The organism is Pseudomonas helmanticensis (assembly GCF_900182985.1).
GTDB classification, from domain to species: Bacteria; Pseudomonadota; Gammaproteobacteria; order Pseudomonadales; family Pseudomonadaceae; genus Aquipseudomonas; species Aquipseudomonas helmanticensis.
The window spans coordinates 1,296,200-1,318,941 of sequence record NZ_FXUY01000002.1; the positions used below are offsets into that span (position 1 = coordinate 1,296,200).

Genomic DNA, 22,742 nt, shown 5'->3' on the forward strand with positions numbered 1-22,742 from the left:
AATTAGTCGGCCTGAAAAAGCCCTCGGGCTTGCTCATCTCAACTCAAGTTAAAAAGTAGTGAAATTTCAATGTCCGATTTCAACACCGCTGAATCCGTAGTCACCGAATCGTCCAAAGCGGAATACGAAAACTCCATCAATCTTTCACAACACCTGCCACAAGCCAAAATCATCAGCGAGATGGTCCTGGATGCGTTCCAGTCGACCCGCGAGAGCGACCAGATCCGCGAACTGCGCGCCGCGATCCGTCAGGCTCACGACAGCTTCGATGACGACAAGGCCTACGAACTGATGGGCGAACTCAAGGCCTTGAAAGACGCCGAAACCGCCGACCTAGCGGCCCTTGAAGACCTCAGCAGCAAGTTCTCGATCGGCCGTATCCTGTCGAGCTTCAAGGACGATCCGGCATTCCATGAAATCGTCTACGGCCTCGCCCTCAAAGTGCTGAACCAGACCCACCAGGCAATCAGCAACCCGAGCGGTGGCAAGAGCAAGATCGCCAAGAAGAAAGAAGTCGAAATCTTCACCATCAGCAAGGACGGCAGCAGCGTGACCCTGCCAATGCGCACACCGCGTTCACGTCTGAACGTTGACCGTGCAGCGCTGGAGTTCCTCGGTTTCACCTTCGTCGGTGAAGGCGAAGAAGCGGAACTGGAAAGCGAAGTTTTCGTTGATAACGCCGGCACCGAGCAGGCGGTAAACCGCAAGAACATCATCACCGCGCTGCAACAGCAGACCGCGTTCGATGGCTACAGCATCGCCGCGCAGTAATTTTCAGCGCTGACGAAAAAGCCCCGCACTGGGATTCAGTGCGGGGCTTTTTTTGTTTTCGACTTTGGTTTAGTGAGATGGCCTACACCGAGGCCCCTCATCGGAACGCCGCCCGCCCAGCCCTCTCCCGAGGGAGAGGGAGCCGATTGGGGGATATTGTAGAAGTACGCCGAAATGAACGTGCTGTGCCGAATCCATAATCGCCTCGATCTGTCAGGTCGGCGTATATTTTGAGAACCCTTCGGTCAGCCCCCTCTCCCTACGGGCGGTCCGACGTTTCGGGAGGGCTAGGGTGAGAGCAATTCGCGAAATCAGACTCAGGCCGATGGATGCAACGCCACAATCATATCCACCTCGATCGCCGCATTCTTCGGCAACTGATACACCCCCACCGTGGTGCGCGTGTGCCGACCGGCATCACCCAGCACATGACTGAACACATCCGAAGCACCATTGGCCACTTCACTCAGGTCAACAAAGTCCGGCGTCGACTTCACATACACCGTCACCCGCAACAACGCCTTGATCTTGTCCAGCGAACCTACCGCATCAACAATCAGCGCCAGACAACGCATCGCACTGATACTCGCGGCGGCTTGAGCATCCTCGAGGTTCAGCTCCAGCCCAACACGACCGGGATACTGAATCTTGCCGTGAGTGCGCGGCACCATCCCGCTGATGTACAACTCATCGTGATGACGGATCAGCGGCGCGTAATTGCCGCCAGCGGTGTTCTCACCATTAATGTCGTAGTTCAGCTCTTGGGCCAAGGCAATAAAGCGCTCGTCGCAGGTCATCCTCTCAGTCATTTCGCCCAGCCTTGTGATCGATGCATGAAGAAACGCAGGTTGAGACAGTGGAGCACTTGCAAATGACAAGGCGCTATCACTGTCATGTTGGATCCAAATCTATGGGGTTTACCGGAAGTCTGCAACCGCCAACCCAGCAAATTCAGTGACGTTGCGATTCGCGAGCAGGCTCGCTCCCACATTTGATCTGCGTCGATCACATATCCCCCTGTGGGAGCGAGCCTGCTCGCGAATGGCAGCACATCAAATCAGCATAATCCACCCAACAAAAAACCCCGCACATCTCTCAATGTGCGGGGTTTTTCTTCAAGCCTTTCAGCCTTACGGCGCGTACGTCAGCAGCAACTCTGCCGGCACCTTGAAGTCCAGGGACATCATGACGCTCAAGGCAGTGATGGTGAAGATCGAGAACACGAACAGCTTGCGTGCCCAGACGGTGTCATCCACTGCTTTGTAGCCGGTCCAGGCCATGTACAACCAGTACATGCCCATGGCCGCGGCGACGGCGAGGTAGCTCATGCCGACGTAGCCGCTGAAGGTCAGCATCAAGGTCGCCACGAGGAACGCCAGGATGTAGAGCAGGATGTGCTTCTTGGCCACTTGAATCCCACGCTTCACTGGCAACACCGGAATCGATGCGGCCAGGTAATCGTTGAAGCGGAAGATTGCGATGGCGTAGGAATGCGGCATCTGCCACAGGCTGAACATCACCAGCAACGTCAGCGCGGCCATGTCGAAGCTATTGGTTACGGCAACGTAACCGATCACTGGCGGCATGGCGCCCGACAGACTGCCCACCAGCGTGCCGTGAACCGACTTGCGCTTGAGGTACAGGCTGTAGAAGCCGACGTAGATAACGAAGCCGATTACCGCGAACAGGGCAGCCAACGGGTTGGCCACCTTGTACAACAAGGCAACGCCGAGAACACCAAGGATGGTCGCGTAGACCAGGGCCAGTTTCAGGGAGATCAAGCCCTGCACCAGCACACGGTTTTTGGTGCGTTCCATCTTCAGGTCGATGTCGCGGTCGATGCAGTTGTTGAACACGCAACCGGAGGCAACTACCAGGGATGTACCGATCATGGCAGCCAGAAACACCGCCAGATCGACATGCCCTTTCGAGGCCAGGAAGAACCCGCCTGCCACAGAAAGCACGTTACCGAAAATGATCCCCGGTTTGGTGATTTGGATAAAGTGCTTGAGCGACATCGGGTCTACCTCACTTCGCCATCATGTACGTGTGGATGCTGAACATGATCCACAGCGACAGGCCAACCAGCAGCACAATCACGATCGCGGCGAACACGAAGGCAATCACGTTGTTACGTTGCGCAGCCGAGCGATCCAGGTGCAGGAAGTACACCAGGTGGACAACCACCTGGATCACGGCGAATGCCAGGACGATCATCAAGGTGATCGACTTTGGCAGCGACGGGTACATGACCAGTGCAAACGGGATAGCTGTCAGGATCACCGACAGGATGAAGCCGATCGCGTAGGACTTGACGCTGCCGTGGCTGGCGTCGTCGTGGCTGTCATGGGAGTGTGCGTTAGCCATTACAGGGTCCCCATCAGGTAAACAACGGTGAATACGCAGATCCACACCACGTCCAGGAAGTGCCAGAACAGGCTCAGGCAGCTCAGACGGGTCTTGTTGGTCGCCGTCAGGCCGTGCTTGTTGACCTGGTACATCATGATGCCCATCCAGATCAGACCCGCCGAAACGTGCAGACCGTGGGTACCGACCAGGGTGAAGAACGCGGACAGGAAGCCCGAGCGGCTAGGACCGAAGCCCTCGGAGATCAGCAGGTGGAACTCGTTGATCTCCATGGCGATAAAGCCAGCGCCCAGCAGGAAGGTCATGAACAACCAACCCAGAACCTGCTGCTTTTTACCCTTGTACAACGCCAGCATGGCGAAGCCGTAGGTGATCGAACTGAACAACAGCAGAGCGGTTTCGCCCAGCACGTATGGCAGTTCGAAGATGTCGTGGCCGGCTGGGCCACCGGCAACGTTGTTTACCAGTACCGCGTATACCGCGAAGATCGACGCAAACAGAATGCAGTCGGTCATCAGGTAGAGCCAGAAACCGTATACGGTCATCTCGCCCGAATCGTGGTGATGGTCATCGTGCCCATGTTCACCATGGGCGTGTCCAGCATTGGTCACTAAATTCGACATGGTTTAAGCCTGTTCCAACGAGGTTTCAACACGGGTGGCGGAGGCCGGGATTTTCCCTGCCGCGACCAGACGCTTGTGCTGCTCGGCTTCGATACGTTCGATCGTTTCAACCGGAACCATATAGCCCTGGTCGTCACGTGCAGCGTGGATCACGAAGTAGACGACGGTGCCTACCAGGCTCGCGATCGCCAGCCACCAGATGTGCCAGATCATCGCGAAACCGAACACGGTCAACAGCGCGCCCATCACAACGCCCGTGGCGGTGTTGTTCGGCATGTGGATCGGCTCGTACTTGGCCGGTTGCTGGTACGCAGTACCGTTTTCCTTGGCTTCGGTGAACGGGTCGATGCAGTCAGCCTTAGGCAGCACAGCGAAGTTGTAGAACGGTGGTGGCGACGAGGTCGACCATTCCAGAGTGTGTGCATTCCACGGGTCACCGTGATCGCAAATGTTCTCTGGCTTGTTGCGGTCACGCACACTGACGTACAGCTGAATCAGTTGGCAGGCGATACCGGCAGCGATCATCACCGCACCGAACATGGCAACGTACAGGTACGGTACCCACTCAGGGTTGGTGGTAGCGTTCAGACGACGGGTCATGCCCATGAAGCCCAGTGCATAGAGCGGCATGAAGGCGACGAAGAAGCCCGAGATCCAGAACCAGAACGCTGCTTTACCCCAGCCTTCGTGCAGCTTGAAGCCGAACGCTTTCGGGAAGTAGAACGCGAAACCTGCGATGTAACCGAATACCGCACCGCCGATGATCACGTTATGGAAGTGCGCGATCACGAACAGGCTGTTGTGCAGCACGAAGTCAGCACCCGGGATGGCCAGCAGTACGCCGGTCATGCCGCCGATGGCGAAGGTCACCATGAAGCCCAGAGTCCACAGCACCTGGCTGGTGAAACGCAGACGACCCTGGTAGATGGTGAACAGCCAGTTGAATAGCTTCACACCCGTCGGGATGGAAATCAGCATCGTCGCCAGACCGAAGAAGGCGTTGACGCTGGCACCCGAACCCATGGTGAAGAAGTGGTGCAGCCAAACCATGAAGCCCAGTACCGAGATCGCGCCCGAGGCGTAGATCATCGAGTGGTGGCCGAACAGTTTCTTGCCGGTGAACGCCGAGATCACTTCCGAGAAGATGCCGAATGCCGGCAGGATCAGGATGTAAACCTCAGGGTGGCCCCACGCCCAGAACAGGTTGACGTACATCATTGGATTGCCACCAAGTTCATTGGTGAAAATGTGGAAATCCATGTAACGGTCAAGGGTCAGCAGTGCCAGGGTAGCGGTCAGGATCGGGAACGAAGCCACGATCAGAACGTTTGCCCAAGTGCAGGTCCAGGTGAAGATCGGCATGTCCATCAGTTTCATGCCAGGGGTACGCATTTTCAGTACGGTCGCGAGGAAGTTGACCCCCGTCAGCGTCGTACCTAACCCGGATAACTGTAGCGCCCAGATGTAGTAGTCCATACCCACGCCAGGGCTGTATTGCAGACCCGACAATGGTGGATAGGCAACCCAGCCGGTCTTGGCGAATTCGCCGACGCCCAGGGACAGGTTGATCAGTACTACGCCGGAAACCAGCAGCCAGAAGCTCAGGGAGTTCAGGAACGGGAACGCAACGTCACGCGCACCGATCTGCAGCGGCACTGCAAGGTTCATCAGGCCGGTGAAGAATGGCATCGCCATGAAGATGATCATGATCACACCGTGAGCGGTGAAGATCTGGTCATAGTGTTCAGGTGGCAGGTAGCCAGGCGAACCCTCGGTGGCCATGGCCAACTGGGTACGCATCATGATGGCGTCGGCAAAACCGCGCAGCAGCATGACCATGGCGACGATGATGTACATCACGCCGATTTTCTTGTGGTCTACCGAGGTCAACCACTCGGTCCACAGGTAGGTCCACTTCTTGAAGTAGGTGATTGCAGCGAACAGCGCCAGACCACCGAGCGCGATCATGGCGATGGTAATCATCACGATCGGTTCGTGGAATGGGACTGCTTCCCAACTTAATTTACCAAACATCGTTTACTCCTCTGCCCCGGCAGCTGAATGCGAACTCGAGTCAATTTCCGTGGCCGCCACTTCTTTCTCTTTCTTCTCGTGCTTCAGTGGCTTGCCCGGCTTCATACCTTCGTACTTGTCGACGATGATCTGGAACTGGTTCGGCGTGACCGAGGAGTAGAGCTCGACTGGGTTGTTCTGGCTTGGCTTGGCAAGGGCTGCGTATTCAGCTTGATCAAGCTGTTTAGGTGACTTCTTGACTTCACTGACCCAGGCGTCGAAATCTTCCTGAGTGGTGGAGATAGCTTTGAACTTCATGCCGGTGAAACCCGCGCCGCTGTAGTTGGCGGAGATACCGTCCATTTCAGCGTTACGGTCAGCGATCAGGTGCAGCTTGGTCTGCATGCCCGCCATCGCGTAGATCTGGCCGCCCAGACCCGGGATGAAGAACGAGTTCATCACAGCGTCAGAGGTGATCTTGAAGTTGATTGGCGTGTGCGCCGGGAACACGATCTTGTTGACCGTGGCGATGCCTTGTTCCGGGTAGATGAACAGCCACTTCCAGTCCAGCGCAACCACTTCAATGGTCACTGGCTTGACGTCGGATTGAATTGGACGATACGGGTCCAGTTCGTGGGTCGAAATGTAAGTGATGTAACCCAGGGCAATGATGATCAGGACGGGGATGGTCCAGACTGCCACTTCGATTTTGGTCGAGTGCGACCATTTCGGGGTGTAGACGGCGTTCGTGTTCGACGCGCGGTATTTCCAGGCGAACAGGAAGGTCATGACGATAACCGGCACAACGACCAACAGCATCAGCAGGGTCGCGGTGATGATCAGGTTTCGCTGTTCCAGGCCAACCTGGCCCGTTGGATTGAGCAAGGTCATGTTGCAGCCTCCCAGCAACAACGTGCCGAGCAGCGGCACTAGGCCTAGTAATCTGGGGTACCTGTTTTTACTCATCTCACGACCTCTAAAGCAGCTTGCGCAATGCAGTTGGGTTTTGATCGCCAACACTTCACCCTGCCAAGGGTTGGCATTTTCTTTGGATTGAATAAGGGCCGCCCGTCGCGCGTCAGACGCTCGACAAATCCTGGGACAGCGGTCAGTTCTTATTCGAATTCGTGGTCAAAGGCCTTGTTACAGACCAATTCCATTTGGTGCGGAAAGTTGGAAGGCACCGACACCTGGGTGTCTTGAAAGCCTCGCGACTCACTCGACACCCGACTTTCTGCACAGCGCCTTATTAAAAAGTGTTCCTTAATAAAGGCTGAACAGTGCCGGGAATTCAGTGCGGGCGATTGTAGATAGGTAGCGCCCTATACACCATGTCTTATCCCGAAATAATTTTTATCCGTTCGAGCAACAATCCATCGCCATTTTTGCAAAAGTGCCGCATGTTATCGAAATCGATTCTCAACAAAAACACCAAAATTTGTAGGTGTACCCGCCTCAGTTCAGACAGCTCTGCAGCTCGTTTCTCTACGCAGGATCAGCGCAAAGCCCGATACCCCAAGGGTTCTGGCCATTTGCCAAGGCTTGTTAAAACTGCCTGATCTGGCACTTGCGTGCAAAAGCCGCAAAACGCCGAAACAGACCAATGTTTTTATGTAACAAGAGACCAATCAGGCCCTTCGCGACACCCTGCGACACAGCGCGTGTGACAACATGTCGCACACTCGCCACACCCTCTATTGCCGTTCGTCACGGTGTTTTCACCAACGCCGTGAAATGCAAAACGCCCCGATTGGCTGATCCGCAAATCGGGGCGTTTTCTGTATCGGCCAGACCGCCGATTAGTTGACTCAGCGCAGCGCTTTGCGATTACGCGAGGTCAGCAGCGGCACCAGAATCACCACCAGCACGAACGCCACCAGCGCCCATTGCGCCAGCGACAGACCGAGAATCGGCGGATACGGCGTCGAGCAGAAACCGTCGACCTGGAAGCCCAACGGGAAGATCTTTGCCAACGGCAAGCCGTCGACAATCGGCTGCAGCACATCAATGCCGCAACTCACTGCCGGATAGAACTGGGTGTACACGTGATGCCCCGCAACGGCAGCACCGGCAATCGCACAAATCACCACCAGCACCTCGAACACGGTGATGCTGCGGCGCGTGCGCATGGCCGCGCCGATAAACGCGAACAGTGCGATCAGCAGCAATGCATAACGCTGCAGGATGCACAGCGGGCATGGCGCCTCGCCCAGTACGATTTGCATATAAAGCGCGCCACCGATCAGCGCCAGACAGATGATCCCCAACAGCACCAGAAAGCGCCGCTCACGGCCCAACCGAATCGTTTCCTCGCTCATCGCGTTTCCCTTTAATGTCCATGGTTCAGCCGGCCGACGGCTGAAAGTTGTCGCAAGTCTACACCGGGGGAATAAACGATAAAGCGGTTAAGGAACCATTAAGTTGTAGGGATGTTTTGCAAATCAGAATGGTGTAACGGCCATCGCGGGCAAGCCCGCTCCCACAGGATTGGCGGCGCACAAAAAATCTGTGAACGACGCCTGACCTGTGGGAGCGGGCTTGCCCGCGATGAAAGCGACTCGGTCTTGGATCATTCCAAAGCCGAAGCCGGCCCGAAGAACTCGTAACGGCTCTGCTTCTCCGGCACACCCAGTGCTTTCAGGTGACGCTTGATCGCGCCCATGAAACCCTTCGGCCCAAGGAAATAAGCGTCTACATCGCGGTGTTCCGGCAGCCATTCGCCCAATTGCTCGAGGCTCAACATGCCGACCTTGTCCGCCGCCGGGCTAACGCCATCGTCCTCGGCGTAGCAGTAGAAACGCTTGAGTTGCGGATGACGTGCCGCCAACCCATCGATCCAGTCACGGAACGCATGCACGCTGCCGTTGCGCGCGCAGTGGATAAAGTGCACCGGACGCTCGGTTTCCAGCGCCGCCTCAAGCATCGCCAGCGTCGGCGTGATGCCGACGCCACCGCTGATCAGCACCAGCGGTTTGTCACTCGCGGTCAACGTGAACTCGCCCGATGGCGGGAACAACTGAATGCTCGCGCCGACGTGCAGTTGATCGTGCAAGTGATTGGACGCACGGCCACCCGGTTCACGCTTGACGCTGATGCGGTACTGACCTTTGTTGGCCAGCGCCGACAGCGAATAGTTGCGGCGGACTTCTTCGCCGTCGAGGATCAGCTTCATGCCGATGTACTGACCCGGTTCGGCCGCCAGGATCGGGCCTTTGTCCGCCGGCTCAAAGTAGAAGGAGATGATTTCCGCACTCTCCTCGACCTTGGCCACAACAATGAACTCACGCGCGCCGCGCCAGCCGCCGACAGCATGCTCCTTCTGGTCATAAATAGCCGTTTCGGCGCCGATCAGGATGTCCGCCAGTTGTCCGTAAGCCGCACCCCAGGCGCTCATCACTTCGGGAGTAGCGATCTCTTCGCCGAGGACTTCGGAGATGGCGCGCAACAGGCACGTACCGACAATCGGGTAGTGTTCCGGGAGGATCTGCAGGGCCACGTGCTTGTTGATGATCTTCGCCACCAGATCACCCAACTGGTCGAGCTGATCGATATGGCGGGCGTACATCAATACCCCGTTGGCGAGGGCACGCGGTTGATCGCCGCTGGCCTGATGCGCCTGGTTGAACAATGGGCGCACTTCAGGGTATTCAGAGAGCATCATGCGGTAGAAGTGCGTGATCAGCGCCTCACCGCCGCTTTCCAGCAGGGGCACGGTGGATTTGACGATGGCACGATCCTGGACGCTAAGCATAAGAGTGACTCCTGAGCTTTGTTGAAAAGTTACCTTAGGCCTATCAGCTTTCGTGCCAACTTTTTAATCCATACAAATCAATAACTTAAGAATTACGTAGTCATATCGACTCAAGTGGCTTTATAGTCATCGCGACTACATCTTGTCTCTTTGACTACAAGACCATGACTGCCAAATCCCTGCTGACCACTTTGCTGCCTCTAGTCTCCGACCTGTCTCGCGAATTGCCCGAGGGCGAGCGTTATCGACGTTTGCTTGAGGCCATGCGCGCGCTGCTACCGTGCGATGCCGCCGCGTTGTTGCGCCTCGACGGCGAATCGCTGGTGCCGCTGGCGGTGGACGGCTTGAGCACCGACACCCTCGGCCGGCGCTTTAAAGTCAGCGAGCATCCGCGTTTCGAAATCCTCCTCGCCGGGGCCGGGCCAACCCGCTTCGCTGCCGACAGCGATTTGCCTGACCCTTATGACGGGCTGGTCGACGGCCTCGACGAACACCTTGAAGTCCACGACTGCCTTGGTTGCCCTCTGTTTGTCGATGAAAAACTCTGGGGCTTGATCACCCTCGACGCGCTTGATCCCGAACGCTTCGAACCGATCGAACTCGATGCTCTGCAAGCCTTCGCCAGCCTTGCGTCAGCCACGGTCAACGCCGCCGAACGCATCGAGCGCCTGGCCATGCGTGCTGAAGACGAGCATCAACGCGCCGAGGTTTACCGTCAGGCCAGCGGCCAGCAGAACCGCGAAATGATCGGCCAGAGCAAAGCACTTAAACGCTTGGTGGAAGAAATAAACCTGGTCGGTGGCAGTGATCTGACCGTGTTGATCACCGGTGAAACCGGGGTCGGCAAAGAGTTGGTGGCGCAGGCAATCCACGCCGCGTCACCGCGCGCCGACCAACCGATCATCAGCCTCAACTGCGCCGCCCTGCCGGACACCTTGGTGGAAAGCGAACTGTTCGGCCACGTGCGCGGCGCGTTCACCGGCGCGACCAGTGATCGTCGCGGCAAGTTCGAACTGGCCAATGGCGGCACGCTGTTTCTCGACGAAGTCGGCGAGCTGTCGCTGACGGTGCAGGCCAAGTTGCTGCGGGTTTTGCAGAGCGGGCAACTGCAGCGTCTGGGCTCGGACAAGGAGCATCAGGTCGACGTGCGCCTGATCGCGGCGACCAACCGTGACCTCGCGGAAGAAGTGCGCAGCGGTCGCTATCGTGCCGACTTCTATCATCGCTTGAGCGTGTACCCGTTAAAGGTGCCGGCGCTGCGTGATCGCGGGCGTGACGTGTTGTTGCTCAGCGGTTTTTTTCTCGAGCAGAACCGCTCGCGCATGGGCCTCAACAGCCTGCGTCTGAACAGCGACGCCCAGGAAGCCCTGCTCGCCTACACTTGGCCGGGCAACGTGCGCGAACTGGAACACTTGATCGGCCGCAGTGCGCTGAAGGCATTGGGAAACTGCAAAGTGCGGCCGAAAATCCTCAGCCTGAGCGCGGCGGATCTGGATTTGCCGCGTGAGGTTGTGGATAACCCGGTTGAGCCGGTTGCTGGCGCTGTGGCCGAGATGCCGCTGATCAACGGTGATTTGCGCAGTGCCACTGAGGAGTATCAGCGCCGCTTGATCAGTGCCGCGCTGGAACGCAACCAGGATAACTGGGCGAGCGCGGCGCGGGAACTGGGGCTGGATCGTGCGAATCTTGGGCGGATGGCCAAGCGTTTGGGGATGAAGGGCTAGAAGCACACCCTCACCCTAGCCCTCTCCCACTGGGAGAGGGGACTGATTGGGGGATATTGAAGAGATCCGCCGACGTGGACCTGCTTTACCGAATCCATGATCGACTCGGTCGTTCAGGTCGATGTACAACGCCAGACACCTCGGTCGGCTCCCTCTACCTCTGAGAGAGGGGACTGATTGGGGGATATTGAAGAGATCCGCCGACGTGGACCTGCTTTACCGAATCCATGATCGACTCGGTCGTTCAGGTCGATGTACAACGCCAGACACCTCGGTCGGCTCCCTCTACCTCTGGGAGAGGGGACTGATTGGGGGATATTGAAGAGATCCGCCGACGTGGACCTGCTTTACCGAATCCATGATCGACTCGGTCGTTCAGGTCGATGTACAACGCCAGACACCTCGGTCGGCTCCCTCTACCTCTGGGAGAGGGGACTGATTGGGGGATATTGAAGAGATCCGCCGACGTGGACCTGCTTTACCGAATCCATAATCGACTCGGTCGTTCAGGTCGATGTACAACGCCAGACACCTCGGTCGGCTCCCTCTACCTCTGGGAGAGGGGACTGATTGGGGGATATTGAAGAGATCCGCCGACGTGGACCTGCTTTACCGAATCCATGATCGACTCGGTCGTTCAGGTCGATGTACAACGCCAGACACCTCGGTCGGCTCCCTCTACCTCTGGGAGAGGGGACTGATTGGGGGATATTGAAGAGATCCGCCGACGTGGACCTGCTTTACCGAATCCATAATCGACTCGGTCGTTCAGGTCGATGTACAACGCCAGACACCTCGGTCGGCTCCCTCTACCTCTGGGAGAGGGGACTGATTGGGGGATATTGAAGAGATCCGCCGACGTGGACCTGCTTTACCGAATCCATGATCGACTCGGTCGTTCAGGTCGATGTACAACGCCAGACACCTCGGTCGGCTCCCTCTACCTCTGGGAGAGGGCTGGGGTGAGGGGCAGTGATCGAGAGAACAGCGATCAACTCAAGCCGACTACCCGACAACTAACCTAAAGCCCCACCCGTTAACGCCGATAACCCGGCATCAATAGTTTCTGGCGATTTCCACCCTCGCCCACCACCTTTTTCCACAGAAGGTTCATATGTCTTCCACCAAAGCCCGCGCAGATTCACTTTCGCTTCTGCTGTTTACCTTGCGCAGCGGCAAGCTGATGGCGATCAACCTGCTGAAAGTCAGTGAAATCATCCCCTGCCCGCCGCTGACCAAGCTGCCGGAGTCGCACCCGCACGTCAAAGGCATCGCCACCCTGCGCGGCGCCTCCTTGTCGGTCATCGACCTCAGCCGCGCCATCGGCGAACGTCCGCTGGAAGACCCGAACGGCGGTTGCCTGATCGTCACCGACGTCAGCCGTTCCAAACAGGGTCTGCACGTTCAAGCGGTAAGCAAAATCGTCCATTGCCTGACCACCGACATCAAACCGCCGCCGTTCGGTTCCGGCGGCTCGCGCGCCTACATCACCGGCGTGACCTCCGTCGACGGCACGCTGGTGCAAGTGCTCGACATCGAAAAAGTCATCCACAGCATCGCCCCGGCTCAGATCGAAATGGCCCCGACCGACCTGACCATGGAAGACGCTGACGTCCTCGGCAACGCGCGGATTCTGGTGGTCGACGACAGCCAGGTGGCGCTGCAGCAATCGGTACACACCCTGCGCAACCTCGGCCTGCAATGCCACACCGCGCGCAGTGCCAAGGAAGCCATCGATTGCCTGCTCGATCTGCAAGGCACCGCACAACAGATCAACCTGATCGTCTCCGACATCGAAATGTCCGAGATGGACGGCTACGCCTTCACCCGCACCCTGCGCGAGACGCCGGATTTCTCCCACCTCTACGTATTGCTGCACACCTCGCTCGACAGCGCGATGAACAGCGAGAAGGCACGTCTGGCCGGAGCGAACGCGGTGCTGACCAAGTTTTCTTCGCCAGAGTTGACCCAGCGCCTGATCGAAGCGGCCAAGCACGTCGCCGCGCAAGGGCACTGAGTCTTGGTCGAGGCGTATTGTTTTTTGATGCGGCGCGACCTCGGCGAGGACGTACCGACCGCCCCATTGCCGCAAGGTATCGAACTGTCTGTTTACCGCGCGGAACTGGCGCCAGCGGTGCATCGACTGATGCAGATCGGTTTCCGCGAAGGTGGCGGCCGGGTGCCAGCACTGGAAGACTGGCAGCAGCGGTTTGAAAACGATCCCGAATACGATCCGACGTTGTGTTTCATCGCTTGCGATGCCGAGGGCGTGGTCGGCGTGGCGCAGTGCTGGACGAGTTCGTATATCAAGAATCTGGTGGTGCATCCGCGCGCTCAGGGCCTGGGATTGGGCCGCGCGCTGCTGCTGAATGCATTCAAGGTGTTTCAACAACGGCGTGAAGGTTTTGTCGATTTGAAGGTGCTGGAAGACAACCTGCGGGCGCAGCGGTTGTATGAAAGTGCCGGGATGTATGTGGTGCGCCGGGAGTTGGTACCGGAACTGTAAGATCAAAAGATCGCAGCCTTCGGCAACTCCTACAGAGGATCACAGGTAGGAGTTGCCGAAGGCTGCGATCTTTTGACTTTAAATCAGGCAACCAAAAACCCTTGGCAGACTCCAACCTTGGCCACTCACGACCAAGGATGCCCAACATGAAAGCCCTCACCGCAAGCCTGCTCTGCCTCTCCGCCCTCGCCTCTCAGGCCCACGCCTCCAGCCCCGACGCCTGGGCCGCTTACGACAAAAATGTACTCGCCAGTTGCACCAAAGCCAGCGGCCTGAAAAACGCCAAACCGGTCGGCACCCCCGCACAATTCGATGACCGCGTTGGCTACACCGCCGTATTGCTGCAAGGCCAATACCCGCAAAAACACATGAAAGGCCAACAGGGCACCGAGCTGTGCCTGTACAACAAACAGTCCAAAACCGCCTTCGTCACCGAGTGGGACTCGATCCGGCCGACCGGCAAAACCCAGTGACTGGCGCACAACTTGCTTCGAACCGGGCCTGTGCGGTGGTTTTCCGCCACCGTCTCACACCCTGATTGAAGACAGATCGCTCAATGAATACGACGTTTTCCTGCGTAGGCTGCGGCAAATGCTGCACCGATCATCATGTCCCGCTGACCTTGGCCGAAGCCCGTATGTGGGCGGCGGATGGCGGCCAGGTGATCGTGCTGGTCGAAGCCTTTCTCGGCAATGGCCTGGGTTTACCGGCGCACCAGCGTGAACATGCCGAACGCCGTTCGGTGGTGGTGCGCAGCGGCGCGACCGCTGCGCACGTGGCGATCACCTTCGCCGCCTACAACGTCGGTCCCTGCCGGAATCTTGACGAAGACAAGCTGTGCCGGATCTATGCACGGCGACCGTTGGTGTGCCGCATTTACCCGGCAGAAATCAATCCGCATATCCCGCTCAACCCTGCGGCCAAGGATTGCCCGCCGGAGTCTTGGGAACAGGGGCCGGTATTGATTGCGGGTGGCGAGTTGGTTGATCAGGAACTGATTGAATTGATCCAGCGATCACGTCAGGCGGATCGTGATGACATCGGTATCAAGGATGCGATTTGCGCAATGCTCGGGATTCGTACCACGGCATTAAAAGGTGACGGGTTTACTGCCTATCTGCCGAACATGAGCGCGTTTGCGTCGGCGATCGATCAGGTGCGCGCGCAACCGCCGGGCGAGGCCCTGAGTGAATGGCTGTTTCATGTGTCCGGGGATGATATCGCCGGGCAGGTGCTGGCGGCCGGGGCGCAAGTGGTGAGCGAGCCGGCGCAGACTTATGCGTTTATCTCGCTGCGCGCGGCCTGATCCAGATTAACGGTGATCGAACGTCCATCGCTGGCAAGCCAGCTCCCACAGGGTTTTGCGTCGTACACAAAATGTGTGAACACCCGAGAAAACTGTAGGAGCTGGCTTGCCAGCGATGAGGCCCGCCCGGTCAACCTTGATCGCGAACTTGCCGCCGCACGCGGCAATAAAACTCAGCGTTTGCCCATAGAACGACGAGTGCCCGGCGGCGCCATGCCCGGGGTCTTGGTGTGACCATTCTTCGCGCCGTTCTTGTACCACGGCTGATTCGATTCTTTGGCGCCAGCCAGCTCACCCGGTTTGAAGGGGAACTTGAAGGCCGGAATCTCGGCTTTGGTTTCTGGGGTGTCGGCCACTTCAGCCGGGACATCGCTCACGGCGTCGTCAACCGGCGGTTGGGTTGGGGAAGTCATAAAAGCTCCGCAAAGCAAAAAGTCGGGCCCGATCAGTGAGCCGCAAAGGCGCGCAGTATACCTGTGCGCCTTCGCTCGGCACCTGAAGATTTGCAGCACACGCCGAACGGCCTACAGGTAGCTGATGGTGACGATGCCTTTGTCGGTCGAAGTCTTCAGAGCTTGATAAGTCATCGACATCGGCAGCGATTGATGGCTGCAAGCATTGCGATAAGTGTCCACATCGATTTTCAGGCCCGGTTTGATTTCGACCTGACGAGACTCCGTTGCGGACAACCCACCGACACGTCCGACCGCACAGCCGGAGTCAACGATTTGCCCGGTAAAACGGATCTCGCCGGATTGACTGCCAGGCGCGGCGAAGGTTGTGAGTGGAAGCAGGAGAAGCACGTACGGCAGAGCGGTTTTCAGCTTCATTTCAAGACACTCCCGGGGTGAGCGGCCCAGAGAACCCGGGCTACACAGAGTTTATCCGCGAGCAGGGACGGATCTTGAGAAGCATAGTTGGCAAACGAGTCCCGAATGGGGAACGATCAGTGCCTTTTTGGGACCGGCTAACGAAATGGACCAATAGAGATGTATCGCCAGTTCAGGCGCCTTCGCGAGCAAGCCCGCTCGCACATTTTGAACGCATCCCCCTGTGGGAGCGGGCTTGCTCGCGAAGAACGATGACGCGGTAGACCTGCAGATCAGGTTTGCGGAGACCCCGCCGTCAGGGCGGAACCCTCAGCCGCCGTTACCGCAGCAACGGATATGTACACAGCGAAACTGACAGCGCTGACAGCCAGCCGTCACCCTCCTGACCCGCAAACAAGTTTATAAAGACACCAACCCTGCCCAAACTCCGTCCGGCGCCCACCCCGCATGCGAATCCAAAAGAACAAAGCCCTGCTCGCTACCCTATTGATCGTTCTCGCAGGCGCAGGTCTGTGGTACGCCCTGAAACCCGCCCCGACCAAACTCGCCACCCCCACCGCCATCCCCGTGCGAGTCATCGCAGTCAGCGCAAAAGACGTCCCCCGCTACACCAGCGGCATCGGCTCCGTACTCTCATTACACAGCGTGGTTGTGCGCCCGCAGATCGACGGCATCCTCACCAAAATCCTCGTCAAAGAAGGCCAACTGGTCAAAGCAGGCGACCTGCTGGCCACCATCGACGACCGCTCCATCCGCGCCAGTCTCGACCAGGCCCGCGCCCAACTGGGCGAAAGCCAGGCACAACTGCAAGTCGCCCTGGTCAACCTCAAACGCTACAAACTGCTCACCGTTGACGACGGCATCTCGAAACAGACCTACGACCAACAACAAGCCCTGGTCAACCAATTGAAGGCCACCGCCCAAGGCAATCAAGCCTCGATTGATGCGGCACAAGTACAACTTTCCTACACGCAGATCCGCTCTCCGGTCACCGGCCGCGTCGGTATTCGTACGGTCGATGAAGGCAACTTCCTGCGCATGACCGACACCGCCGGACTGTTCACCGTCACCCAGATCGACCCGATCGCCGTCGAGTTTTCCCTGCCCCAGCAAATGCTGCCGACCCTGCAAGGTCTGATCAGCGATCCGCAACGCGCCCAGGTCAAGGCCTACATCGGCGCCGACACCGATGGCGAAACCGGTAACCTGCTCGGCGAAGGTCACCTGACCCTGATCGACAACCAGATCAACGCCAACACCGGCACCATTCGCGCCAAGGCCGAATTCGACAACGCCAGCCAGAAGCTCTGGCCCGGCCTGCTGGTCACGGTAAAAATTCAGACAGCCCTCGACAAGGATGCGCTGGTCGTCCCGCCCACCGTCGTACAACGTGGCCTCGACCAACACTTCGTTTACCGGGTAAACGGCGACAAGGTCGAAGCCGTACAAGTGCAGATGGTTTACCAAGGCAGTGGCGAGGACATCATCAAAGGTGTGCAGGCCGGTGATGTACTGGTCACCGATGGCCAGTCGCGGCTCAAACCCGGTTCGACCGTGCAAGTGATGACCGAGCCGGCGCAGGTGGTGCAAGCGGAGCCGAAACCATGAAGGCGCACAAAGGCGTCTCCACGTGGTGCATCGATCACCCGGTCGCCACAATCCTGCTGACCATCGCGCTGGTGCTGGTCGGTTTGATTGCCTTCCCGCGCTTACCCATCGCCCCACTGCCGGAAGCGGAATTTCCTACGATTCAGGTGTCCGCGCAGTTGCCCGGTGCCAGCCCCGACACCATGGCTTCGTCCGTGGCCACGCCGCTGGAGGTGCAATTCAGTGCCATCCCCGGCATGACCCAGATGACGTCGAGCAGTGCGCTGGGCTCAAGCCTTTTGACCTTGCAATTCACCCTCGATAAAAGCATCGACACTGCCGCGCAAGAAGTCCAGGCGGCGATCAACACCGCCGCCGGCAAACTGCCCAAGGACATGCCGACGCTGCCAACGTGGAAGAAGGTCAACCCGGCCGACAGCCCGGTGCTGATCCTCAGCGTCAGCTCGACGCAAATGCCTGGCACCGAACTCAGCGACCTGGTGGAAACCCTGCTCTCGCGTCAGATCAGCCAGATCGACGGCGTAGGACAAATCAACATCACCGGTCAGCAACGTCCGGCTATCCGCGTGCAAGCCTCGGCGGACAAACTCGCGGCGATCGGCCTGACCCTCGCCGACATTCGGCTGGCGATCCAGCAGACCAGCCTCAACCTCGCCAAAGGTGCACTGTACGGCGAATCGAGCATCTCGACGCTGTCGACTAACGACCAGTTGTTCCATCCTGAGGACTACAGCCAACTCATCGTTTCCTACAAGGATGGTGCCCCGGTTCACCTGCGCGATGTCGCCAAAGTCGTCAACGGTTCGGAAGATGCCTACGTGCAAGCGTGGGCCGGCGATCAACCCGGTGTGAACCTGGTGATCTCGCGCCAGCCCGGCGCCAACATCGTCGAAACCGTCGACCGCATTCAAGCCGCCCTCCCCGGCCTCGAAGCAATGTTGCCGGCCTCGGTGCAAGTGAAAACCCTGATCGACCGCACACAAACCATTCGCGCTTCGCTGCATGAAGTCGAAATCACCCTGATGATCGCGATTCTGCTGGTGGTCGCGGTCATGGCGCTGTTCCTGCGCCAGCTGTCGGCGACCCTGATTGTCTCGGCGGTGCTCGGCGTGTCGTTGATCGCCAGTTTCGCCCTGATGTACATCCTCGGTTTCAGCCTGAACAACCTGACGCTGGTGGCGATCGTTGTCGCGGTCGGCTTCGTGGTCGACGATGCGATTGTGGTGGTGGAAAACATCCACCGCCATCTGGAAGCCGGCGACGATATGCGCGAGGCCGCGATCAAAGGCGCGGGCGAGATCGGTTTCACCGTGGTCTCGATCAGCTTCTCGCTGGTGGCAGCGTTCATTCCGCTGCTATTCATGGGCGGCGTGGTCGGGCGACTGTTCAAGGAGTTCGCCCTGACCGCGACCTCGACCATCATGATTTCCGTGGTAGTTTCGCTGACTCTCGCGCCGACGCTGGCGGCGCTGTTCATGCGCAAACCGGTGCACCACGCCCACGACAAACCGGGTTTCAGCGAACGCCTGCTCGGCTGGTACGAAAAAGGCCTGCGCCGCGCCCTCGCCCATCAGAAATTGATGATCGGCGTATTCGGTTTATCGCTGGCAATGGCCATCGGCGGTTACATCTTTATCCCGAAAGGTTTCTTCCCGATTCAGGACACCGGTTTCGTCCTCGGCACCACCGAGGCCGCTGCGGATATTTCCTACGGCGACATGGTAAAAAAACACTTGGCGATGGCCGAAATCGTCGCAGCCGATCCGGCGGTGCAGGCGTTTTCCCACTCGGTCGGCGTGTCCGGCAGTAACCAGACCATCGCCAACGGCCGTTTCTGGATTGCCCTGAAAAAACGCGGCGACCGTGATGTCAGCGCCAGTCAGTTCATCGACCGCATCCGTCCGCAATTGATGAAAGTCCCCGGCATCGTCCTTTATCTACGCGCCGGGCAAGACATCAACCTCAGCTCCGGGCCGAGCCGTGCGCAGTACCAATACGTACTGAAGAGCAACGACGGCGCGACTCTCGCTACCTGGACGCAACGCCTCACGGAAAAACTGCGCAGCAACCCGGCGTTCCGCGACATTTCCAACGACTTGCAACTGGGCGGCAGCATCACCCACATCAGCATCGATCGCAGCGCCGCCGCACGTTTCGGCCTGACCGCGAGCGATGTCGACGAGGCGTTGTACGATGCGTTTGGCCAACGGCAGATCAATGAATTCCAGACCCAGGTCAACCAGTACAACGTGATTCTGGAGCTGGACACCAAGCAGCGCGGCAAAGCCGAAAGCCTCAACTACTTCTACCTGCGCTCGCCGCTGAGTGGCGAGATGGTGCCGCTGTCAGCACTGGCCAAATTCGACGCACCGACCATTGGCCCGTTGTCGATTGCCCACGACGGCATGTTCCCGGCGGCCAACCTGTCGTTCAACCTCGCACCCGGCGTGGCGTTGGGTGATGCGGTGATTTTGCTCAATCAGGCCAAGGCCGAGATCGGCATGCCCACCGCCATCAGTGGCAATTTCCAGGGCGCGGCGCAGGCGTTCCAGAGTTCGCTGGCCAGTCAGCCATGGCTGATTCTTGCGGCGCTGGTGGCGGTGTACATCATTCTCGGTGTGCTTTATGAAAGCTTCGTGCACCCGCTGACGATCATCTCGACGCTGCCGGCGGCAGGCTTGGGTGCGGTGATCATGCTGTGGATCTGCGGCCAGGATTTCTCAATCATGGCGTTGATCGGCCTGGTGTTGCTGATCGGTATCGTCAAGAAGAACGGCATCCTGATGATCGACTTCGCCCTGGAGGCGCAGCGTCATCGAGGCCTGTCGCCGCAGGAGGCGATTTTCGAGGCGTGCATCACGCGGTTCCGGCCAATCATCATGACCACCCTCGCCGCCCTGCTCGGCGCACTGCCGCTGATGCTCGGCTACGGCACCGGCGCCGAACTGCGCCAGCCGCTGGGGATCGCGGTGGTCGGCGGTTTGCTGGTCAGCCAGATGCTGACGTTGTTTACCACTCCGGTCATATACTTGTGGCTTGAGCGGCTGTTCCACAGGCCCAAACCAGCGCCCGCAGCGGCGTTGGCGACCACAGACTGAGGCAGGGTCATGCGCGTTCTGATTATCGAAGACGAGGAAAAAACTGCGGACTATCTGCACCGCGGTCTGACGGAACAGGGTTACACCGTGGATCTGGCCCGCGACGGCGTCGAGGGTCTGCATCTGGCGCTGGAAAGCGACTACGCGGTGATCGTCCTCGACGTCATGTTGCCGGGCCTCGATGGCTTCGGCGTGCTGCGCGCATTGCGTGCGCGCAAGCAGACCCCGGTGATCATGCTCACCGCCCGCGAGCGCGTTGAAGACCGCATCAAAGGCCTGCGCGACGGTGCCGACGACTACCTCGGAAAACCGTTTTCCTTCCTCGAACTGGTCGCACGTTTGCAAGCCCTGACCCGGCGCAGTGGCGGCCATGAACCGGTGCAGGTGAGCATCGCCGATCTGTGGATAGATTTGATCAGCCGCAAGGCCACCCGCGCCGGCACGCGGCTTGACCTGACCGCCAAAGAGTTTTCGCTGCTCAGCGTGCTGGCTCGCCGGCAAGGTGAAATCCTCTCGAAAACCGCGATTGCCGAGATGGTCTGGGACATCAATTTCGACAGTGACGCCAATGTCGTCGAAGTCGCGATCAAACGCCTGCGCGCCAAGCTCGACGGGCCGTTCGACGAAAAACTGCTGCACACCATTCGCGGCATGGGTTATGTGCTGGAGAGCCGTGGTGTCCAGTAATTCGATTGCCCTGCGCTTGAGCGGCATGTTCACGCTGGTGGCGCTGCTGGTGTTTCTGTTGATCGGCGGCGCGTTGTATCAACAGGTCGACAAAGGTTTGGGGTTGCTGCCGGAAGCCGAGCTGGATGCGCGTTACAGCGTGCTCGAATCGGCGCTCAATCGCTTCGGCACGCCGGAGCATTGGCTGAAGATCAACGCCAAGTTGAAGCTGCTCGGCGAAGAGGACAAGCGCATTCGTTTCTGGGTGGTCAGTGGCGATCCGGGTTACGAATACGGTCAGCCGGATGCGGCGATTCGTGCGTTCGCCCAAGGCCCGCCAGGCATGCACGACATGCAGGTGGCCGACCATGCTTATCCGCTGAAAGTGCTGTTGACCGAGTTGCCGGCCAAGGATCAGCGCCCGCCGCTGCGCTTCATGATCGGCATCGATACCGAGACCTTTCACGAGACCCAGCACAACTTGCTGATCGCGCTGATCGGGCTGGCGATTGTCGGTGTGTTGATGGCTTCGGCACTGGGTTATTGGGTGGCGCGGATCGGCCTCAAGCCGCTGATCAAACTGTCCCACGAAGCGCAACGACTGGCACCGCCGCTCAGGGCCGGGCGCTTGCGTTTGTCGCCGCTGCCGCCGGAGCTGGAGCAGTTTGTCGACTCGTTCAATTCGACGCTGGAGCGGGTCGAACAGGCTTACTCGCGGCTGGAATCGTTCAACGCCGACGTCGCTCATGAATTGCGTTCGCCGCTGACCAACCTCATCGGCCAGACGCAAGTGGCTCTGACCCGTGGGCGCTCTGCCGAACATTATTTCGAAGTGCTGCAATCCAATCTTGAGGAGCTGGAACGGCTGCGTTCGATCATCAATGACATGCTGTTTCTCGCCAGTGCGGATCAGGGCAACAAGGCGACCAAACTCACCTCGACTTCGCTGGCCGATGAGGTGGCGACGACGCTGGAGTATCTCGATTTCATCCTCGAAGACGCGCAGGTTGAGGTGCAGGTCAGCGGTGATGCGCAGGTGCAGATCGAGGTCGCGCATTTGCGCCGGGCGTTGATCAATTTGCTCAGCAACGCGGTGCAGCACACCGGGGCGGGTCAGGTGATCGAGGTGCGGATCGAGGTGGAAGAGCATCAAGTCAGCATCGGCGTGGCCAACCCGGGTTCGCCGATTGCCAGCGAGCATTTGCCACGCTTGTTCGAGCGCTTTTATCGGGTTGATGCGTCGCGCAGCAACAGTGGCAATAACCATGGGTTGGGGTTGGCGATCGTTAAGGCGATTGCGCTGATGCATGGCGGGGATGTGTTTGTGCGCAGTGATCGGGGGATGAATACCTTCGGGATTTATTTGCCGGTTTGAAGCAGATCAACAGATCGCAGCCTTCGGCAGCTCCTACAGGTGACGATCGTTCCCAGGCTCTGCGTGGGAATGTATCCAGTGACGCTCTGCGTCACAGGGACGCG

The 22,742-nt window shown here is 58.6% G+C and carries 20 protein-coding genes; 10 read left to right on the top strand and 10 right to left on the bottom strand.

The window, feature by feature from the left end; all coding sequences use genetic code 11:
* Positions 1–69: 69 nt before the first annotated feature.
* Positions 70–771 (top strand): hypothetical protein, encoded by a 702-nt coding sequence (locus QOL84_RS28600; protein WP_283439393.1) that lies wholly within the window; start codon positions 70–72, stop codon positions 769–771.
* A 317-nt stretch (positions 772–1,088) separates the two neighbouring features.
* On the opposite strand, the gene QOL84_RS28605 is transcribed toward QOL84_RS28600, so the two are convergent.
* The 8 genes from QOL84_RS28605 to hmpA form a co-directional block, all read right to left on the bottom strand.
* Positions 1,089–1,580, bottom strand: a complete 492-nt coding sequence (locus QOL84_RS28605) for a RidA family protein (RefSeq protein ID WP_283439394.1) — start codon at positions 1,578–1,580, stop codon at positions 1,089–1,091.
* A gap of 321 nt (positions 1,581–1,901) precedes the next feature.
* Positions 1,902–2,789: a heme o synthase gene (gene cyoE / locus QOL84_RS28610; protein WP_283439395.1), complete on the bottom strand. Its 888-nt coding sequence runs from the start codon at positions 2,787–2,789 to the stop codon at positions 1,902–1,904.
* 10 nt (positions 2,790–2,799) lie between these two features.
* Positions 2,800–3,138 carry a cytochrome o ubiquinol oxidase subunit IV gene (gene cyoD / locus QOL84_RS28615; protein WP_129395409.1) on the bottom strand — a complete coding sequence of 113 codons (339 nt, stop codon included), beginning with the start codon at positions 3,136–3,138 and terminating at the stop codon, positions 2,800–2,802.
* A complete protein-coding gene (cyoC, locus tag QOL84_RS28620) occupies positions 3,138–3,761 on the bottom strand; it encodes a cytochrome o ubiquinol oxidase subunit III (RefSeq protein ID WP_129395410.1) in 624 nt (207 codons plus the stop codon). Before cyoC ends, cyoD begins: the two co-directional genes overlap by 1 nt.
* A gap of 3 nt (positions 3,762–3,764) precedes the next feature.
* Positions 3,765–5,795 carry a cytochrome o ubiquinol oxidase subunit I gene (cyoB, locus tag QOL84_RS28625; RefSeq protein ID WP_158829258.1) on the bottom strand — a complete coding sequence of 677 codons (2,031 nt, stop codon included), beginning with the start codon at positions 5,793–5,795 and terminating at the stop codon, positions 3,765–3,767.
* Positions 5,796–5,798: 3 nt separating this feature from the next.
* Positions 5,799–6,740: a ubiquinol oxidase subunit II gene (gene cyoA, locus QOL84_RS28630; protein ID WP_129395412.1), complete on the bottom strand. Its 942-nt coding sequence runs from the start codon at positions 6,738–6,740 to the stop codon at positions 5,799–5,801.
* Positions 6,741–7,582: 842 nt separating this feature from the next.
* Complete coding sequence (locus QOL84_RS28635) at positions 7,583–8,092, bottom strand: disulfide bond formation protein B (RefSeq protein WP_129395413.1); 510 nt, start codon at positions 8,090–8,092, stop codon at positions 7,583–7,585.
* Between the two features lie 251 nt (positions 8,093–8,343).
* Positions 8,344–9,525: an NO-inducible flavohemoprotein gene (hmpA, locus tag QOL84_RS28640; RefSeq protein WP_283439396.1), complete on the bottom strand. Its 1,182-nt coding sequence runs from the start codon at positions 9,523–9,525 to the stop codon at positions 8,344–8,346.
* 164 nt (positions 9,526–9,689) lie between these two features.
* On the opposite strand from hmpA, the gene norR reads away from it, so the two are divergent.
* From norR to QOL84_RS28665, 5 genes are all read left to right on the top strand, one after another.
* On the top strand, positions 9,690–11,249 hold the full coding sequence (norR, locus tag QOL84_RS28645) for a nitric oxide reductase transcriptional regulator NorR (protein WP_283439397.1): 1,560 nt from the start codon (positions 9,690–9,692) through the stop codon (positions 11,247–11,249).
* A gap of 1,114 nt (positions 11,250–12,363) precedes the next feature.
* A complete protein-coding gene (locus QOL84_RS28650; RefSeq protein ID WP_102356610.1) occupies positions 12,364–13,266 on the top strand; it encodes a chemotaxis protein CheV in 903 nt (300 codons plus the stop codon).
* Between the two features lie 27 nt (positions 13,267–13,293).
* The gene (locus QOL84_RS28655; RefSeq protein ID WP_283439398.1) at positions 13,294–13,755 is read left to right on the top strand and encodes a GNAT family N-acetyltransferase; all 462 of its coding nucleotides are present in this window, start codon (positions 13,294–13,296) and stop codon (positions 13,753–13,755) included.
* Positions 13,756–13,901: 146 nt separating this feature from the next.
* Complete coding sequence (locus tag QOL84_RS28660; RefSeq protein WP_129395418.1) at positions 13,902–14,228, top strand: hypothetical protein; 327 nt, start codon at positions 13,902–13,904, stop codon at positions 14,226–14,228.
* 83 nt (positions 14,229–14,311) lie between these two features.
* Entirely contained in the window at positions 14,312–15,061 is a 750-nt protein-coding gene (locus QOL84_RS28665; protein ID WP_283439399.1) for a YkgJ family cysteine cluster protein, read from the top strand.
* A gap of 173 nt (positions 15,062–15,234) precedes the next feature.
* Here QOL84_RS28665 and QOL84_RS28670 read toward each other — a convergent pair whose 3' ends face one another.
* Both QOL84_RS28670 and QOL84_RS28675 read right to left on the bottom strand, forming a co-directional pair.
* A complete protein-coding gene (locus QOL84_RS28670) occupies positions 15,235–15,474 on the bottom strand; it encodes a hypothetical protein (RefSeq protein WP_129395420.1) in 240 nt (79 codons plus the stop codon).
* A 111-nt stretch (positions 15,475–15,585) separates the two neighbouring features.
* Positions 15,586–15,891, bottom strand: coding sequence for a type 1 fimbrial protein (locus QOL84_RS28675; protein ID WP_129395421.1), 306 nt, complete (start codon positions 15,889–15,891; stop codon positions 15,586–15,588).
* Between the two features lie 447 nt (positions 15,892–16,338).
* Here QOL84_RS28675 and QOL84_RS28680 point away from each other — a divergent pair, with 447 nt between their 5' ends.
* From QOL84_RS28680 to QOL84_RS28695, 4 genes are read left to right on the top strand one after another with little or no spacing between them, the layout of a single operon-like run.
* A complete protein-coding gene (locus QOL84_RS28680; protein WP_283439400.1) occupies positions 16,339–17,499 on the top strand; it encodes an efflux RND transporter periplasmic adaptor subunit in 1,161 nt (386 codons plus the stop codon).
* Positions 17,496–20,597: a multidrug efflux RND transporter permease subunit gene (locus QOL84_RS28685; protein WP_283439401.1), complete on the top strand. Its 3,102-nt coding sequence runs from the start codon at positions 17,496–17,498 to the stop codon at positions 20,595–20,597. The genes QOL84_RS28680 and QOL84_RS28685 overlap by 4 nt, the downstream gene beginning before the upstream one ends.
* Positions 20,598–20,606: 9 nt before the next feature.
* Complete coding sequence (locus QOL84_RS28690; RefSeq protein WP_007916978.1) at positions 20,607–21,284, top strand: heavy metal response regulator transcription factor; 678 nt, start codon at positions 20,607–20,609, stop codon at positions 21,282–21,284.
* Positions 21,274–22,638 carry a heavy metal sensor histidine kinase gene (locus QOL84_RS28695; RefSeq protein WP_283439402.1) on the top strand — a complete coding sequence of 455 codons (1,365 nt, stop codon included), beginning with the start codon at positions 21,274–21,276 and terminating at the stop codon, positions 22,636–22,638. The genes QOL84_RS28690 and QOL84_RS28695 overlap by 11 nt, the downstream gene beginning before the upstream one ends.
* Positions 22,639–22,742 lie beyond the last annotated feature (104 nt).

What these genes read in the sequence shown, in the direction of transcription:
- QOL84_RS28605 (WP_283439394.1), bottom strand. Translation starts at nt 1,580, where the DNA reads ATGACTGAGAGGATGACCTGCGACGAGCGCTTTATTGCCTTGGCCCAA.
- QOL84_RS28600 (WP_283439393.1), top strand. Translation starts at nt 70, where the DNA reads ATGTCCGATTTCAACACCGCTGAATCCGTAGTCACCGAATCGTCCAAA.
- cyoB (WP_158829258.1), bottom strand. Translation starts at nt 5,795, where the DNA reads ATGTTTGGTAAATTAAGTTGGGAAGCAGTCCCATTCCACGAACCGATC.
- norR (WP_283439397.1), top strand. Translation starts at nt 9,690, where the DNA reads ATGACTGCCAAATCCCTGCTGACCACTTTGCTGCCTCTAGTCTCCGAC.
- cyoC (WP_129395410.1), bottom strand. Translation starts at nt 3,761, where the DNA reads ATGTCGAATTTAGTGACCAATGCTGGACACGCCCATGGTGAACATGGG.
- QOL84_RS28670 (WP_129395420.1), bottom strand. Translation starts at nt 15,474, where the DNA reads ATGACTTCCCCAACCCAACCGCCGGTTGACGACGCCGTGAGCGATGTC.
- QOL84_RS28690 (WP_007916978.1), top strand. Translation starts at nt 20,607, where the DNA reads ATGCGCGTTCTGATTATCGAAGACGAGGAAAAAACTGCGGACTATCTG.
- QOL84_RS28685 (WP_283439401.1), top strand. Translation starts at nt 17,496, where the DNA reads ATGAAGGCGCACAAAGGCGTCTCCACGTGGTGCATCGATCACCCGGTC.
- cyoA (WP_129395412.1), bottom strand. Translation starts at nt 6,740, where the DNA reads ATGAGTAAAAACAGGTACCCCAGATTACTAGGCCTAGTGCCGCTGCTC.
- QOL84_RS28650 (WP_102356610.1), top strand. Translation starts at nt 12,364, where the DNA reads ATGTCTTCCACCAAAGCCCGCGCAGATTCACTTTCGCTTCTGCTGTTT.
- QOL84_RS28635 (WP_129395413.1), bottom strand. Translation starts at nt 8,092, where the DNA reads ATGAGCGAGGAAACGATTCGGTTGGGCCGTGAGCGGCGCTTTCTGGTG.
- QOL84_RS28675 (WP_129395421.1), bottom strand. Translation starts at nt 15,891, where the DNA reads ATGAAGCTGAAAACCGCTCTGCCGTACGTGCTTCTCCTGCTTCCACTC.
- cyoE (WP_283439395.1), bottom strand. Translation starts at nt 2,789, where the DNA reads ATGTCGCTCAAGCACTTTATCCAAATCACCAAACCGGGGATCATTTTC.
- QOL84_RS28680 (WP_283439400.1), top strand. Translation starts at nt 16,339, where the DNA reads ATGCGAATCCAAAAGAACAAAGCCCTGCTCGCTACCCTATTGATCGTT.
- QOL84_RS28665 (WP_283439399.1), top strand. Translation starts at nt 14,312, where the DNA reads ATGAATACGACGTTTTCCTGCGTAGGCTGCGGCAAATGCTGCACCGAT.
- QOL84_RS28660 (WP_129395418.1), top strand. Translation starts at nt 13,902, where the DNA reads ATGAAAGCCCTCACCGCAAGCCTGCTCTGCCTCTCCGCCCTCGCCTCT.
- hmpA (WP_283439396.1), bottom strand. Translation starts at nt 9,525, where the DNA reads ATGCTTAGCGTCCAGGATCGTGCCATCGTCAAATCCACCGTGCCCCTG.
- cyoD (WP_129395409.1), bottom strand. Translation starts at nt 3,138, where the DNA reads ATGGCTAACGCACACTCCCATGACAGCCACGACGACGCCAGCCACGGC.
- QOL84_RS28655 (WP_283439398.1), top strand. Translation starts at nt 13,294, where the DNA reads ATGCGGCGCGACCTCGGCGAGGACGTACCGACCGCCCCATTGCCGCAA.